This window comes from Streptomyces sp. NPDC006259, assembly GCF_042870975.1.
Classification (GTDB): domain Bacteria; phylum Actinomycetota; class Actinomycetes; order Streptomycetales; family Streptomycetaceae; genus Streptomyces.
On the sequence record NZ_JBIAHY010000003.1, the window covers coordinates 922,093 to 935,321 of the forward strand.

General features: G+C 73.6%; 14 protein-coding genes. 6 read left to right on the forward strand and 8 right to left on the reverse strand.

Annotated elements, in window-relative coordinates:
- Window positions 1–262: 262 nt before the first annotated feature.
- From ACFYO5_RS15410 to ACFYO5_RS15420, 3 genes are all read right to left on the reverse strand, one after another.
- Window positions 263–1,465 (reverse strand): aromatic acid exporter family protein, encoded by a 1,203-nt coding sequence (locus ACFYO5_RS15410; RefSeq protein WP_388708791.1) that lies wholly within the window; start codon window positions 1,463–1,465, stop codon window positions 263–265.
- Entirely contained in the window at window positions 1,462–2,118 is a 657-nt protein-coding gene (locus tag ACFYO5_RS15415; protein ID WP_388708793.1) for an HAD family hydrolase, read from the reverse strand. Before ACFYO5_RS15415 ends, ACFYO5_RS15410 begins: the two co-directional genes overlap by 4 nt.
- Before the next feature lie 96 nt (window positions 2,119–2,214).
- Window positions 2,215–3,252 (reverse strand): PHP domain-containing protein, encoded by a 1,038-nt coding sequence (locus ACFYO5_RS15420; RefSeq protein ID WP_388708795.1) that lies wholly within the window; start codon window positions 3,250–3,252, stop codon window positions 2,215–2,217.
- Window positions 3,253–3,379: 127 nt separating this feature from the next.
- Here ACFYO5_RS15420 and ACFYO5_RS15425 point away from each other — a divergent pair, with 127 nt between their 5' ends.
- The 3 genes from ACFYO5_RS15425 to ACFYO5_RS15435 are packed head-to-tail and all read left to right on the forward strand — an operon-like array spanning window position 3,380 to window position 5,546.
- Window positions 3,380–4,189, forward strand: coding sequence for an SDR family oxidoreductase (locus ACFYO5_RS15425; protein ID WP_388708797.1), 810 nt, complete (start codon window positions 3,380–3,382; stop codon window positions 4,187–4,189).
- 11 nt (window positions 4,190–4,200) lie between these two features.
- Complete coding sequence (locus ACFYO5_RS15430; RefSeq protein WP_388708800.1) at window positions 4,201–5,247, forward strand: DNA topoisomerase IB; 1,047 nt, start codon at window positions 4,201–4,203, stop codon at window positions 5,245–5,247.
- Window positions 5,248–5,282: 35 nt separating this feature from the next.
- Complete coding sequence (locus ACFYO5_RS15435; protein WP_388708803.1) at window positions 5,283–5,546, forward strand: hypothetical protein; 264 nt, start codon at window positions 5,283–5,285, stop codon at window positions 5,544–5,546.
- Between the two features lie 113 nt (window positions 5,547–5,659).
- Here ACFYO5_RS15435 and ACFYO5_RS15440 read toward each other — a convergent pair whose 3' ends face one another.
- Together ACFYO5_RS15440 and ACFYO5_RS15445 are read right to left on the reverse strand one after the other, a co-directional pair.
- Window positions 5,660–6,283, reverse strand: coding sequence for a VanZ family protein (locus tag ACFYO5_RS15440; protein ID WP_388708805.1), 624 nt, complete (start codon window positions 6,281–6,283; stop codon window positions 5,660–5,662).
- A 368-nt stretch (window positions 6,284–6,651) separates the two neighbouring features.
- The gene (locus tag ACFYO5_RS15445) at window positions 6,652–7,314 is read right to left on the reverse strand and encodes a DUF4230 domain-containing protein (protein WP_388708807.1); all 663 of its coding nucleotides are present in this window, start codon (window positions 7,312–7,314) and stop codon (window positions 6,652–6,654) included.
- Window positions 7,315–7,514: 200 nt separating this feature from the next.
- On the opposite strand from ACFYO5_RS15445, the gene ACFYO5_RS15450 reads away from it, so the two are divergent.
- On the forward strand, window positions 7,515–8,468 hold the full coding sequence (locus ACFYO5_RS15450; protein ID WP_388708810.1) for a ribose-phosphate diphosphokinase: 954 nt from the start codon (window positions 7,515–7,517) through the stop codon (window positions 8,466–8,468).
- Between the two features lie 13 nt (window positions 8,469–8,481).
- Here the strand turns inward: ACFYO5_RS15450 and ACFYO5_RS15455 are convergent, their stop codons facing one another.
- Both ACFYO5_RS15455 and ACFYO5_RS15460 read right to left on the reverse strand, forming a co-directional pair.
- Window positions 8,482–8,862 carry an anti-sigma factor antagonist gene (locus ACFYO5_RS15455; RefSeq protein ID WP_356565872.1) on the reverse strand — a complete coding sequence of 127 codons (381 nt, stop codon included), beginning with the start codon at window positions 8,860–8,862 and terminating at the stop codon, window positions 8,482–8,484.
- A 214-nt stretch (window positions 8,863–9,076) separates the two neighbouring features.
- Window positions 9,077–9,514, reverse strand: a complete 438-nt coding sequence (locus tag ACFYO5_RS15460) for a MarR family transcriptional regulator (RefSeq protein WP_356565871.1) — start codon at window positions 9,512–9,514, stop codon at window positions 9,077–9,079.
- 105 nt (window positions 9,515–9,619) lie between these two features.
- Here ACFYO5_RS15460 and ACFYO5_RS15465 point away from each other — a divergent pair, with 105 nt between their 5' ends.
- The gene (locus ACFYO5_RS15465; protein ID WP_388708813.1) at window positions 9,620–11,092 is read left to right on the forward strand and encodes an aldehyde dehydrogenase family protein; all 1,473 of its coding nucleotides are present in this window, start codon (window positions 9,620–9,622) and stop codon (window positions 11,090–11,092) included.
- Between the two features lie 24 nt (window positions 11,093–11,116).
- Entirely contained in the window at window positions 11,117–12,229 is a 1,113-nt protein-coding gene (locus tag ACFYO5_RS15470; protein ID WP_388708815.1) for an NAD(P)-dependent alcohol dehydrogenase, read from the forward strand.
- Between the two features lie 7 nt (window positions 12,230–12,236).
- On the opposite strand, the gene ACFYO5_RS15475 is transcribed toward ACFYO5_RS15470, so the two are convergent.
- Entirely contained in the window at window positions 12,237–13,187 is a 951-nt protein-coding gene (locus ACFYO5_RS15475; RefSeq protein ID WP_356565866.1) for an NADP-dependent oxidoreductase, read from the reverse strand.
- Window positions 13,188–13,229: the final 42 nt, after the last annotated feature.

The following is a 13,229-nucleotide window of genomic DNA, read 5'->3' on the forward strand; positions in this document are numbered from 1 at the left end:
CGGTCCGCTGGACACGCACGGGGCGGCACGGGACAGAGGAAAGCCCCGACCGGGACGGGGGAATCACGGTCGGGGCGGTCCGAATGTGGGCGCGGACGGCGGTCGCCTCTCGGCGGAACGCTCCACAGGGCTTCAGCCGAACGATCGTCCCTGTGGGCAATAGGTGAGGCCCGGGGACACTGTCCCGTCCACACCCACGTCTGTTCAACGGTGAACCAACGATGGGTGTTCCCGGCCCTGCCGCCGCCCCCGGTGATCTGCGTCACCGGCTCCGGTCCGCCTGCCGGGCGGCCGGGAGGATCTCGGCCCACAGGTTCTCCGCCTGGAGCAGGAGCGTGCCCAGCACGGTCGTGTGCGCCGCGCCCCGCGTGGCGTCCTCGCGCAGGCTGTCCTGCAAGCGGTGCCGCAACTCCTCCAGTTCCACCGGGTCCCGTGCCCCCTCCCCACCTGGGACCCCGGCGGCCAGGAACTTCTCCGCCTCCGTCCGGCACTCTTCGCCGAGCAGTTCCAGCAGCCGGGCGTACGTCCGCAGGGCCGCCGCCTCCGGCGGGGCCGGCGTGCGGTCGCCGTCGGCCGCCACGGCGAGCGTGCGGGTGAGGGCCGCGACATGGTCGGTGACCCGGCCCCAACGGGCGTCCTCGGACTCCGGCGGCACGTCCAGGGGGGCCCGGTGCAGGGCGCGCAGCGGCCCGGAGGTCAGCCGCAGGCTCTCCCGGCTCCAGCCGCGCGCCGATAGCAGCCCCTCGCGTCGCCGTTCCAGCCGGGCGGCCGCCTGCGACCACTCGGTGGCCGTCGCCGCGTCCCAGTCGTCCTCCCGCAGCCCGGCCGCGACCGCGTCCAGCGTCTCGCCCGCCTCCCGGATCAGGGCCCCCAGGTTCTCCCGCACGTCCCGCAGATGCACCGGCGGCAGCACCAGCGCGTTGACGGCGATCCCGATCACCGCGCCCAGCGCCGCCTGCCCCACGCGGTGCCCGACCGCCGACGCCGACACCGCGCCCGAGGCGATGGTGAACACCGCCGTGGTGGCCGCGTAGATGCCCTGGTCGCCGAAGCGGTGCCAGTTGGCCAGCAGCATCAGCACCGGCAGGGACAGCGCGAGCGCGCCCAGGGTGTCCCCGGTGACGGCCTGGGCCGCCGAGGCGAGCAGCGTGCCCGCGCAGATCGCCGTCCACTGCTGGGCGGCCTGCCGCAGCGAGCCGTAGACCGTGGCCTGCACCAGGACCAACGCCACCCAGGGCGCCATCAGGGCCATCGGGTCGCCCAGCCAGAGGCCGGCCACCGACCAGGCCAGCAGCGCCGCCACCGCCGCCTTCAGCGACTGCACGACCAGGTCCCGTTCCCGGCCGGGCCCGCCGGCGGCGGCCCGCGCGGCCCGGCCGACGGCATCCGCCTCCCTGCGTACCGACTCCGCCAGGCGCCGCCCCCAGGGCACCTCCGTCACCCGCGTCCCCACTCGGTCGCTCATGCCAGCGGGCTGTCCTCCAGGGCCGCCAGCAGATGCGCCGGATCGTCGTAGACCGCCTGGGCGCCGGCCTCCTCCAGGTCGGCGCGCGCGATGCCGCCGCACAGCACGCCGACGCAGCGCACCCCGGCCCGGCGGCCCGCCCGCATGTCCCACACGGTGTCGCCGACGAACACGGCCCGCTCGGCGGGGACCCCGGCCAGCTCCAGGGCGTGCTCGACGGGCTCCGGCGCGGGCTTGCCCTCCTCGACGTCGTCCGCGCTCGCCGTGGCGGTGATCACCTCGTCGGCGTCCAGGGCACGACGCAGCGCCGACAGCTCGGCGCCGCTCGCCGAGGTGGCGAGGACCACCGTCCAGCCGTCGCCGTGCAGCCGCTTCAGCAGTGCCCCGGCGTCCCGCAGCGCGGGCAGCCGGTCGAAGTACTGGCCGTACAGCGCCGTGTGCGCGGCGCTCAGCCCGGCGTCCTGGTCCCGGTCGCGGTCCTCGCCCAGCAGGTGGGCGATCAGGTCGGTGGAACCGAGCCCGATCGCCCGGTGCACGGCGTGCATGGGCACCCGGTGGCCCGCCTGTCGCAGCGCCTCCCACCAGGTCACCACGTGCAGGTGGTTGGTGTCGACGAGGGTGCCGTCGACATCGAAGACGGCGGCGCGTTGCATCCGGTGTCCTTTCGTCCGTGCGGGCCTCACCCGTGCGGGGCCCGTCGTCCGTACGGGCCGGCCTCCCCGCCCGTACGACCGGCACCGGGTACCACGTCAGGCGCCCCTCACGCCCGCGGGTACGCGGCCCTCACGGGTCCAGGCCAGCAGGTCCTCCAGCGGCCAGGTGGTGACCACCCGTTCCGGGGGCACCCCGCACTCCTCGGCCCGCTCGCAGCCGAGGACCTGCCAGTCCAGCTGACCGGGCGCGTGCGCGTCGGTGTCGATCGAGAACAGGGTGCCCGCCGCCACGGCCCGGCGCAGCAGCCGCCGAGGCGGGTCGAGCCGCTCGGGCCGGCTGTTGATCTCCACGGCGGTGCCCGACTCGGCGCAGGCGGCGAACACGTCGTCCGCGTCGAAGAGGGACTCCGGCCGCCCCCGCCCGGTCACCAGCCGCCCCGTGCAGTGGCCGAGCACGTCCGCGTGCGGATCGCGGACGGCTTTCACCATCCGTCGCGTCATCGCACGGGCGTCCATGCGCAGCTTGGAGTGGACCGACACCACGACCACGTCCAGTCGCTCCAGCAGTTCGGGCTCCTGGTCGAGGGAACCGTCGTCGAGGATGTCGCACTCGATGCCGGTCAGCAGCCGAAAGGGCGCCCAGGTCGCGTTCAGCTCCGCCACCACGTCCAGCTGCCGGCGCAACCTCTCCGGGGACAGCCCGCGAGCCACGGTCAGCCGCGGCGAGTGGTCGGTCAGCGCCGCCCACTCGTGGCCCAGCGCGGCCGCCGCCAGCCCCATCTCCTCGATGGGGCTGCCGCCGTCCGACCAGTCGGAGTGCAGATGGCAGTCGCCGCGCAGCAACGCCCGCAGCCGGGCGCCACCGCCGGTCAGCGGCTTGCCGGCCTCCTCCTCCAGCTTCTCCAGATAGGCCGGGACCCCTCCGGCCAGCGCCTCGCGCACCACCTGCGCGGTCTTCGGACCGACCCCCTTGAGGGACTCCAGCGTGCCCGCGTCCACCCGCTCCCGGATCTGCCCGGCGGGCAGCCGTGCCAGCACGCGCGCCGCGGTGCGGAAGGCCCGCACCCGGTAGGTCGGCGCCAGGGACCGCTCCAGCAGGAAGGCGATCCGGTCCAGGGCCTCGACGGGATCCATCGCCACCTCCTGGCTCCAGGGTTCCCCACCCGTGCCCGGCCCGCACGACGGGGGCGCCGGTTTGGCCCGTCGCCACCCGGGTACTGCGACGTCCCGTCAACCTCGCCCGTCCCCGAGGAGGTCGCCGATGTCCGCCCCGACCGCGCCCCGCCCCCAGGTGGCCCTGATCACCGGCGCCGATTCCGGGATCGGCCGCGCGACCGCCGTACGCCTCGCGGCCGCGGGCATGGACATCGGCATCACCTGGCACAGCGACCCCGAAGGGGCCGAGCGGACCGCCGAGGAGGTGCGCTCGCACGGTCGGCGGGCCGCCGTCGCCCAGCTCGACCTGACCCGGCTGCCCGCCGCCGCCGACACCGTCGACGAGCTGTGCGACCGGCTCGGCCGCCTCGACGTGCTCGTCAACAACGCCGGTACGGGCACCATGACGCCCTTCCTCGACCTCGAGCTGGACGATGTGCGACGGGTTCTGGACGTCGACCTGATCGGCCCGTTCCTGTGCGGGCAGAGGGCGGCCCGGCACATGATCCGGCAGGGCGACGGCGGCCGCATCGTCAACGTCACGTCCGTCCACGAGCACCAGCCGCGCGTCGGCGCCGCCCCGTACTGCGCGGCCAAGGGCGGCCTGGGCCTGCTCACCCAGGTCATGGCCCTCGAACTCGCCGAGTACGGCATCACCGTCAACGCCGTCGCTCCCGGCGAGATCGCCACACCCATGACCGGGCAGGAGGACACCGACCCGCACACCCAGAGCCGCCCCGGCATCCCGCTGGGCCGCCCCGGCGACGCCCGCGAGGTCGCCGCCGTCATCGCCTTCCTCGCCGGACCGGACGCGACCTACGTCACCGGCGCCTCCTGGAGCGTGGACGGCGGCATGCTCCGGATGGGCCCGCAGGCCGGATCGCACCTCGGCGGCGACGACTGGCGCAGGCCCTGATGCCGCCTGCCGTGCGACTGCGTACCAGCTCCTGCGACGCCCCCGGCCTCACCCGGCTGCGCCACGGCCGCGGCTTCCGCTACCGCGACCAGAACGGCGATCCCGTCACCGACCCGCGGCAACTGGCCCGGATCCGCGCCCTGACCATCCCACCCGCCTGGCGCGACGTGTGGATCTGCCCCTGGCCCAACGGCCACCTCCAGGCCGTCGGCACCGACGACGCCGGCCGCCGCCAGTACCTCTACCACGAGAGCTTCCGCGCCCAGCAGGAGCAGGCCAAGCACGCGCACGTCCGCGAGGTCGCCCGCGCCCTGCCCGAGTTGCGGGCGCGGGTCTCCACCGACCTCACCGGCCGCGGCCTGAGCCGGGCCCGCGTCACCGCGTGCGCCGTCCGCCTGCTGGACCTCGGTTTCTTCCGCATCGGCAGCGACCGGCACACCAAGGTCAGCGAGACCTACGGCCTGACGACGATGCTGCGCGAGCACGTCACCTGTGGCCGCGGCGAACTGGCGTTCCACTTCCCGGCCAAGGGCGGCACCGAGATCGTGCGCGCGCTGGTGGACGAGCAGGCGCACGCCGTGGTCCGGGCCCTGCTGCGGCGCCGTCGGGGCGGGGAGCGGCTGCTGGTCTTCTGGGAACGGGGCGCCTGGCACGACCTGCGCGGCGCCGACCTGAACGAGGCGCTGCGGCGACTGGCCGGGGCCGACGTCACCGCCAAGGACTTCCGTACCTGGCACGCCACCGTGCTCGCCGCGGTCGCTCTCGCCATCACCACGGAGGAGGCCCGCGCCACCGCGGCCGCCCGACGCCGGCAGGCCGCCCGCGCGGTGCGGGAGGTCAGCCGGTACCTCGGCAACACGCCCGCCGTGTGCCGGGCCTCCTACATCGACCCGCGCGTCTTCGAGCTGTTCGACCAGGGCCGTACGATCGCTCCCGCGCTCACCCGGCTGGGCGAACACGGGGCCTTCGGGCGGCCCGCCACCCAGGGTGCCGTCGAGGCGGCCGTGCTGGACCTGCTCAACGGCGGGGACGGACGAATCGACGGCGATATCAAGTGATTCGTACCGACTGGTTGCGTTCTACGCTCTATGACATGACCGAAATCGCGAGCCCTTACATGTCCCAGCCGCGGATCACGGTGCTAGGGGTCCAGCCGGGAGAGTCGCCGTTCCGCATCGTGGAAATCGACGGGGAGGTGGTCGGTGAGGCCCGTGACGTCACCGACGTCCTCGAGACGGCCGCCGCGTTCGGCATCACGGTCCACGACCTCGACGACCCGGACGTGGTGCGCTGGGTGGGCGGCGACAGGTACACCTGGAAACCCCGCCCCACCAGGGCACATCGGCGGCCTCGCTAGGCCTCGTCCGCGGCCCCGCCAGGACTGACGCGTGCCCGTACCCGTGGAGCGGGACGGGTCCTGCGGCCTCGCCGGGCTCCGCCCGGGTCGTCGCGCGGGACCCACCCGCGTGGTCACACCCGGCGCGCGTGCACGGCCCGGCCCATCCGCCGGCCCAGCAGCAGGTAGCCGACGAGCGCTCCCGCCGTGTTGAGGATGACGTCGTCGACGTCGAAGGCGCGTCCGGTGACCAGCGCGCCCTGGGCGAACTCCACCAGCAGCATCACGCTCGCGGTCAGCAGCAGGACTTTCACCAGTCCGCGCGCCCGGGGCGCGACGACCGGCACCAGCACGCCGAAGGGCACCCCGAGCAGCAGGTTCCCGCCGATCTGCTTCACGGCGTCGCGCAGTTCGGGCTGGTCCAGATACGCCCTCAGCGACCGGCCGGGCCGGAGGTTGGTGTGCACCAGCGCTTCGGAGGCGGGGGACGGCTCCAGGGTGAGCCGGGCGAGCACGACGGCGAACGCCACCATGAACGCGAAGGCGAACAGCATCGCCAGCAGCCGCAGGGGCAGCGGCAACGGCCGGCGCCCGCCCGGTTCGGCGCCGCCGGACCTCGCCCGCCTGCCGAACCGCGGCCCCTTGCCCTTCCTGGCCGGCTCGGTCTCGGCGGGCGGTTCGGGCTTGGCGGTGCGCAGGCGAAACGTGGTGCGCGCGCGCAGCGCGGCGGCACGCGGACGTAGGGCTGCACGGTCCATGCGGTCCTCCAGACTTCAACTGGCCTGCGTGATAGGGGCGGTTACCCCGGAACGACCGGAGGATGCGAGGGGACCGGAACCCGGATCCGGGCACCGCCGCGGGTTCCTCCGGGCTGCCGTTGGCGGTCCTTCCGGCCGTGCCGGTCCTGGGGGTCCTGCCGGCCTTCCGGCCGTGCCGGAGCCGTGGAAGCGGTCCGGCGGCGCGGCACGGCACGGCACCGCGCAGCGCCCGAGCTGTCGGCCTGGCTCCCCGCCACGGCGGCAGCCGTCGTACCCGGTCCGAGCGGTCCGAGCGGTCCCACCGGTCCCGCCGGGCTGTGGCGCGGACGCCCGTCCGGTCGGGCGGTGGCGGGGGAGGTGCCGCGAGGTCATGTCCCGTAGGTCACGCGTACCTCCTTGAAGCCGAGGGAGCGCAGCAGGCCCTGGAGCATGCCGGTGGTGTTGGTCTCGGCGCGCGCGATCAGCTCGCTGTCCTTCGCCGCGTCGCCGATGTGCCGGACCGCGAGCTTCTGCACGGCCTGCTCACCGTTGGGGTTGTCGGAGAAGAGGTCGCCGAGCCGGTCCAGGAAGCCGCGCTGCTTGGAGACGGCGTAGGAGCGGTCGGGGTCCAGGGCCGGGGTGCCCAGTCGGGCGTGCGGCAGCCGGAGGGTGGCCGACGTGCGGTCGCCGTCGACCGCCACGTCCTTGTCGCCGACCTGACCGAGGTCGACGTAGGCGTCCACCGTGCCCGCCCCCACGTACAGGGTGCGGGTGCCGCGAAGCGCGTCGGGGAGGTACTTGGCGTCCTTCTCCAGGTCGACGACGACCTGGAAGTTGCCGGAGGCGGCCTGGTAGCGGCTCATGTCCTGGATGGACTGGAGCAGCGTCGGCCCCGTACGGTCGCGGGTCTCGGTGCCGAAGAAGTCGCGCAGTCCCGGCAGCAGACTGAGCCGGATCCCGGCGAACATCACGACCAGCACGACCACGACGGCGGTGAGCACCTTGGCCCAGCCGGGCATGCGCCTGGGGAGGCGCTTGATGGAAGTCGTCACGTCGACGGCCCTCCTTCCTGCTCACCTGATGCCCGCCAAACGCCGTGACAGGCCCGCCGGTTGAGGACCCGTGGCACGGACGTGCCGGTCGGCGTCGGACGGACTCGGCCGCGGACGGCGTACGGGTGAGGGTGACGGGACGGGTGAGATCGGCCAGCATGGGAGATCCCGCCGGACCAGGGTCATCCGAGGAGCCCTCAGTGCGCGACATCTCCGTGTTCAGCGGCAGTGCCCACCCCGACCTGGCCGCCGAGGTCTGTGCCCACCTCGGTGTGCCCCTCAGCCCGTCCCGGATCAGCAGGTTCGCCAACGACTGCCTGGAGGTCCAGCTCCAGGCGAACTGCCGGGAACGCGACGTCTTCCTCGTGCAGCCCCTGGTCCGGCCCGTGCAGGAGCACCTGGTGGAACTGCTGCTGATGTGCGACGCGGCCCGCGGGGCGTCCGCGGGCCGGATCACCGTCGTCATGCCGCACTACTCCTACGCCCGCTCCGACAAGAAGGACGCGCCCCGCATCTCCCTGGGCGGACGCCTGGTCGCCGACCTGATGGCGGCGGCCGGAGTGCACCGGGTCCTCACCATGACCCTGCACTCGCCCCAGGTGCACGGCTTCTTCTCGGTGCCCGTCGACCATCTGCACGCCCGCCGGGAACTCGCCGCCCACTTCCGCCGCTACGACCTCACCCGGACGACGGTCGTATCGCCGGACCTAGGCAACGCCAAGGAGGCCGCCGCGTTCGCCCGGATGATCGGCGCCCAGGTGGCGGCCGGCGCCAAGCAGCGGTACGCCGACGACCGGGTCTCCATCAACACGGTGATCGGCGAGGTCGCCGGGCGGGACGTGATCGTGCTGGACGACGAGATCGCCAAGGGCAGCACGGTCCTGGAACTCCTGGCCCGGCTCAGGGAGTCGGGGCCCCGTTCGATCCGGGTGGCCTGCACGCACGGACTGTTCGCGAGCGGCGCCCTGAAGCGGCTCGGCGAGCAGCCGGACGTGCTGGAGATCGTGTGCACCAACACGGTGCCCGTGGCCGTCGAGGAGCACACCGACAAGCTGCGCGTGCTGTCCATCGCCCCGGCCCTCGCCGAGGCCGTACGGCGCATTCACAACGGTGAGTCGGTCAGTGCCCTCTTCGACGCCGACCGTGCCCCGTAGGCCCTGGACGGGGTCATAACGAGCCGGACGTGGCGCCCGGCCGCTCCAGGGCCGCCTCCAGGCTCGGCGCGGGCGGCAGCAGCCGGGACAGGCCGGTGGCCCGCAGGACGCGCAGGGTGAGCGCGTGGGTGCAGATGAGGTGCAGGTCGCCGCCGCGGTCCAGGACCCGGCGGCGGGCCCGGTAGAGCAGTCGCAGGCCCGAGCAGTCGAAGAACTCGATCCCGCTCAGATCGAGCACCACGCGCGGGGCGGGGCCGGCGGTCGCCCGGTCCAGGTGCGAGCCGATCTCCGCCGCGGCAACGATGTCGATCTCGCCGCGGAACTCCAGCACCGTGTATCCGCGGTCCTCCCGGACGCGCAGATGCGGGGTGTCCGCGGCGGGTTCCTGCTGCACGACGACATCGCCTCCCACACAGCTCCACCGGTCGGGAGCCTCCGACGGCGGGGCCGCGCACGGCAGTTCCCCACCACAGCAAGTTACCCCGATGGAGTGAATTCCAGCATGTTCGATTGACATATGTCTTCGAATTAAGGGTGTGTCTCGACCGAGTTTTTTCGCGCCGTGAACGAAGTGGTGAGAATACCCCCATGCCGGGGGTCGCGCGCCCCTACGACAGGGCCTGCCACGCCTTGGACAGCGCCAGCCGGAACTGCTCGGCCTGGCGGTCGGTGAGGTCCCGCACCATCCGCTCCTCCAGCTCCCGCACCGGCCCGGCGTGCCGGTCGAGCACCTCCCGGCCCTCGTCGGTGAGGAGGATCAGCAGCTCGCGCCGGTTGCGGGGATTGCGTTCCCGCCGGATCAGCCCCCGGCTCTCCAGGGAGCGCACCACGTCGGCGATCGACTGGGCGGTGACGAACGAGTCCCGGGCCAGCTGCGCCGCCGACAGCCCGTCGTGCCGCTCCAGCACGGTCAGCGCCGTGTACTGGAGCGCCGTGATCCCGGACGGCCTGACCAGGTCGTCCAGGTGGGAGCGTACGACCAGTTCCACCTGTTTCACCATGTAGAGGAGGGACGGGGGCGCCTTGGCTGTGTGAGTGCCGACCATGAACCCGCAGCCTAGAGCATTGACAGGAAACCTGTCCGTAACGAGACTGCGGACCAACAGGATTCCTGTTTGTTGAAATCTTGGCGACGATGCTGGGGAGTGGCGATGACCACCTTCGAGACCGACCAGACCGGCCCGACCGGCCCCGGCCGACTCTTCGTCGGAGGACAGTGGCGCGACGCCGCCGACGGCGCGCGCACCGAAGTGGTCGACCCGTCCCGGGGCACGGTCGTGACCACCGTCGCGGCGGCGGGCCCCGCCGACGTGGACGCGGCCGTGCGGGCCGCCCGGGAGGCCTTCGACGTCGGCCCGTGGTCCGGGCTCAGCGGCCGGGAGCGGGGCCGCGTCCTGCACCGGGTGGCCGAGCTGATCCGCAAGGAGGCCGACGAGATCGCCCGTCTGGAGAGCCTCGACGTCGGCAAGCCGATCACCCTGGCGCACGCCGTCGACGTCACCAACGCGGCGAACGACTACGAGTACTACGCCGCCCTGGCCCACACCCTGGACGGCGCCACCCGCGACACCCCGCTCAACGCCCTCGCCTACACCAGGCGCGGCCCGCTCGGCGTGGTCGCCGCGATCACCCCGTTCAACTTCCCGCTGATCCTGGCCGGCTCGAAGATCGCCCCCGCGCTGGCGGCCGGCAACACGGTCGTGCACAAGCCCGCCGACGAGACCCCGCTCAGCGCCCTGTACATGGCGGGCCTGTTCCAGCGGGCGGGCGTCCCCGACGGCGTGGTCAACGTCGTCACCGGCGCCGGCCCGGTGGCGGGCGAGGCGCTGCTGCGCCACCCCGGCGTCGACAAGATCGCCTTCACCGGTTCCACCGCGGTCGGCCGGCACGCCGCGAGCGTCGCCGGCGAGGCTCTCAAGCCGGTCACCATGGAACTGGGCGGCAACGCGGCGCACCTCGTCTTCGAGGACGCCGACCTGGAGAAGGCCGTCGGCGCGGTCATCAAGGCGTTCGTCTTCAACACCGGCCAGTTCTGCATGGGGGGCCCGCGCCTGCTGGTGGCCCGCCCGGTCCACGCCACCTTGCTGAAGATCCTCGCCGAGGCCGTCCCCGGCGTCCCGGTCGGCGACCCGAGGCTGCCGGAGACCGTCGTCGGCCCGATGGCGGGGGAGCGGCACCTGCGCAAGGTCGAGGAGTACGTGGCCCTCGCCCGCGAGGAGGGCGGCCGGATCGTCTGCGGCGGCGAGCGTCTCGATCTGGACGGCGGCTACTACTACCGGCCCACCGTGATCGCCGACCTCCCCGACGACTCACGGGTGATCCAGGAGGAGGTCTTCGGCCCGGTCCTCACCGTCCAGCCCTTCGACAGCGAGGAGGAGGCGATCGCCCTCGCCAACTCCACGCCCTACGGCCTGGCCGCGGGCGTGCAGACCGGCAACCTGGCCCGTGCCCACCGGGTCGCCGCCCGGCTCCGGGCCGGCATCGTCTGGGTCAACGACTGGGCGATGCTCGACCCCGCCGTCCCCTTCGGCGGAGTCAAGGAGTCCGGCTTCGGCCGCGAGTACGGCCCGGAAGCGCTCGCCTCCTACACCACGGTCAAGTCCGTCGTCGTCTCGCTCGACTGAGCGCCGTATCCAAGGAGTCGCCGCATGTCCCTCATCACGCGCGCCGCCGTCGTCGAGTCCGGCGGAGCCCCCTTCACCCTGTCCGAGGTCGTCCTGGACGACCCCGCCCCGCACGAGGCCGTCGTCCGGCTGGTGGCGGCCGGGCTGTGCCACACCGATCTGAGCGTGGCGAGCGGCGGGCTGCCCTTCCCGCTGCCCGGCGTCCTCGGCCACGAGGGGGCCGGGGTCGTCGAGGCGGTCGGGCCGGCCGTCACCGGCGTCGCCCCCGGCGACCACGTCGTGCTCTCCTTCACCTCCTGCGGCGGGTGCCGGGAGTGCCACGGCGGGCACCCCGCCTACTGCGCGTCCTGGCTCCCGCTGAACCTCCTCGGCGGCCGCCGTGCCGACGGCACCGCCACCCTGAGCCGGGACGGCGAGGCGCTCGGCGGCCACTTCTTCGGCCAGTCCTCCTTCGCCGAACGGGCGTTGGTGGACGAGCGCAGCCTCGTCAGGGTCGACCCGGAGGTGCCGCTGGCCTCGATCGCCCCGCTGGGCTGCGGAGTGCAGACCGGGGTCGGCGCCGTGTGGAACGTACTGAAGCCGACGGCCGGCGGCACGGTCGTCGTGCTCGGCGCCGGAGCCGTCGGCCTGTCGGCGGTCATGGCGGCCGCCCTCGGCCCGGCGACCACCGTCGTCGCCGTCGACCGGATCGCCGAACGTCTCGATCTGGCCAAGGAGTTGGGCGCCACCCACACCGTGGACGCGGGCGAGGCCGACCTCGGCGCGGCCGTCGCGGAGATCACCGGCGGCCGGGGCGCCGACGGCATCGTCGAGACGACCGGCAACGTCGCCGTCCTGCGCCGGGGCGTCGACGCGCTCGCCGCCCGCGGCACCCTCGTCGTCGTGGGCGCCCCTCCCTTCGGCACCGAAGTCGCCCTGGACGTCAACGGGTTGCTCACCGGCAAGCGGGTCGTCGGCCTCACCCTCGGCGACAGCGAGACGCAGACCTTCATTCCGGCCCTGGTCCGGCTGGTCAAGGACGGACGGCTCCCGCTGCACCGCCTGGTCGGCACCTATCCGTTCGCGGACATCGACCGGGCGGTGCGGGACATGACCGAGGGCCGGACCATCAAGCCCGTGCTGACCTTCGGCGACTGACGGTCCGTCAGTCGACGGTCAGGACCAGCTTCCCGGTGGTCCGGCCGGTGTCGCCGAGCCGGTGCGCCTCGGCGGCATCGGCCAGCGGGAAGGTTCCGGCGATCGTGGCGCGCAGGCTGCCCGCCTCGACCAGCTCGGCGATCCGGCGCATCCCGGCCCGGTCGGCGTCCACCAGCATCCGCACCGCGCGCACGCCCAGCGCCTCCGCCTCGTCGAAGAACGTGCGCGAACCGACCGGCAGGATCGACACCACGACGCCACCCGGGCGCAGGACCCGCAGCGAACCCGTCGAGGTGCTCCCGCCGATGGTGTCCAGCACCACGTCGACGTCCTTCACGGCCTCGGTGAAGTCCGTCTCCCGGTAGTCGATCACCTCGTCGGCGCCCAGTTCCCGCAGGAAGTCGTGCTTGGCCGCGCTCGCCGTGCCGATCACGTACGCGCCGCGCTCCTTGGCGATCTGCACGGCCACGTGCCCCACTCCGCCGGCCGCCGCGTGGATCAGCACCCGCTGACCCGGCTGGAGATCGGCGACCTCGCCGAGCGCCTGGAGGGCGGTCAGGGACACCAGCGGCAGCGCCGCCGCCTGCACATGGTCGATCGAGGCGGGCTTGTGCCACAGGGCGCGGACCGGGGCGACGACGTACTCGGCGTGCGAGCCGTGGCCGTGCGGATAGGGCAGCATGCCGAAGACGTCGTCGCCGGGCGCGAAGGCGGCGACGCCGATGCCCACCTTCTCGACCGTGCCGGAGAGGTCCCAGCCCAGGGTGAACGGCGGCTTGCCGAGGAAGCCGCCCGAGGCGCGGTGCTTCCAGTCGGTGGGGTTCACCCCGGCGGCGCGCACCCGCACCAGTACCTCGTTGGGGCGCGGCTCGGGCCGCTCCACCGTCTCCGCCTTGAGAACCTCGGGTCCTCCGAGGGTGTCCTGTCCGATGACGCGCATCGTGCGCTCAGTACTCATGGGGCCACAGCCTGCCAGGATCCGCGCATCCGGCCAATGGCA

Excerpts from the sequence above, each read along its gene's own strand:
- ACFYO5_RS15425 (WP_388708797.1), top strand. The coding sequence starts at position 3,380 with ATGTCCGCCCCGACCGCGCCCCGCCCCCAGGTGGCCCTGATCACCGGC.
- ACFYO5_RS15475 (WP_356565866.1), bottom strand. The coding sequence starts at position 13,187 with ATGAGTACTGAGCGCACGATGCGCGTCATCGGACAGGACACCCTCGGA.
- ACFYO5_RS15465 (WP_388708813.1), top strand. The coding sequence starts at position 9,620 with ATGACCACCTTCGAGACCGACCAGACCGGCCCGACCGGCCCCGGCCGA.
- ACFYO5_RS15470 (WP_388708815.1), top strand. The coding sequence starts at position 11,117 with ATGTCCCTCATCACGCGCGCCGCCGTCGTCGAGTCCGGCGGAGCCCCC.
- ACFYO5_RS15410 (WP_388708791.1), bottom strand. The coding sequence starts at position 1,465 with ATGAGCGACCGAGTGGGGACGCGGGTGACGGAGGTGCCCTGGGGGCGG.
- ACFYO5_RS15435 (WP_388708803.1), top strand. The coding sequence starts at position 5,283 with ATGACCGAAATCGCGAGCCCTTACATGTCCCAGCCGCGGATCACGGTG.
- ACFYO5_RS15440 (WP_388708805.1), bottom strand. The coding sequence starts at position 6,283 with ATGGACCGTGCAGCCCTACGTCCGCGTGCCGCCGCGCTGCGCGCGCGC.
- ACFYO5_RS15415 (WP_388708793.1), bottom strand. The coding sequence starts at position 2,118 with ATGCAACGCGCCGCCGTCTTCGATGTCGACGGCACCCTCGTCGACACC.
- ACFYO5_RS15460 (WP_356565871.1), bottom strand. The coding sequence starts at position 9,514 with ATGGTCGGCACTCACACAGCCAAGGCGCCCCCGTCCCTCCTCTACATG.
- ACFYO5_RS15420 (WP_388708795.1), bottom strand. The coding sequence starts at position 3,252 with ATGGATCCCGTCGAGGCCCTGGACCGGATCGCCTTCCTGCTGGAGCGG.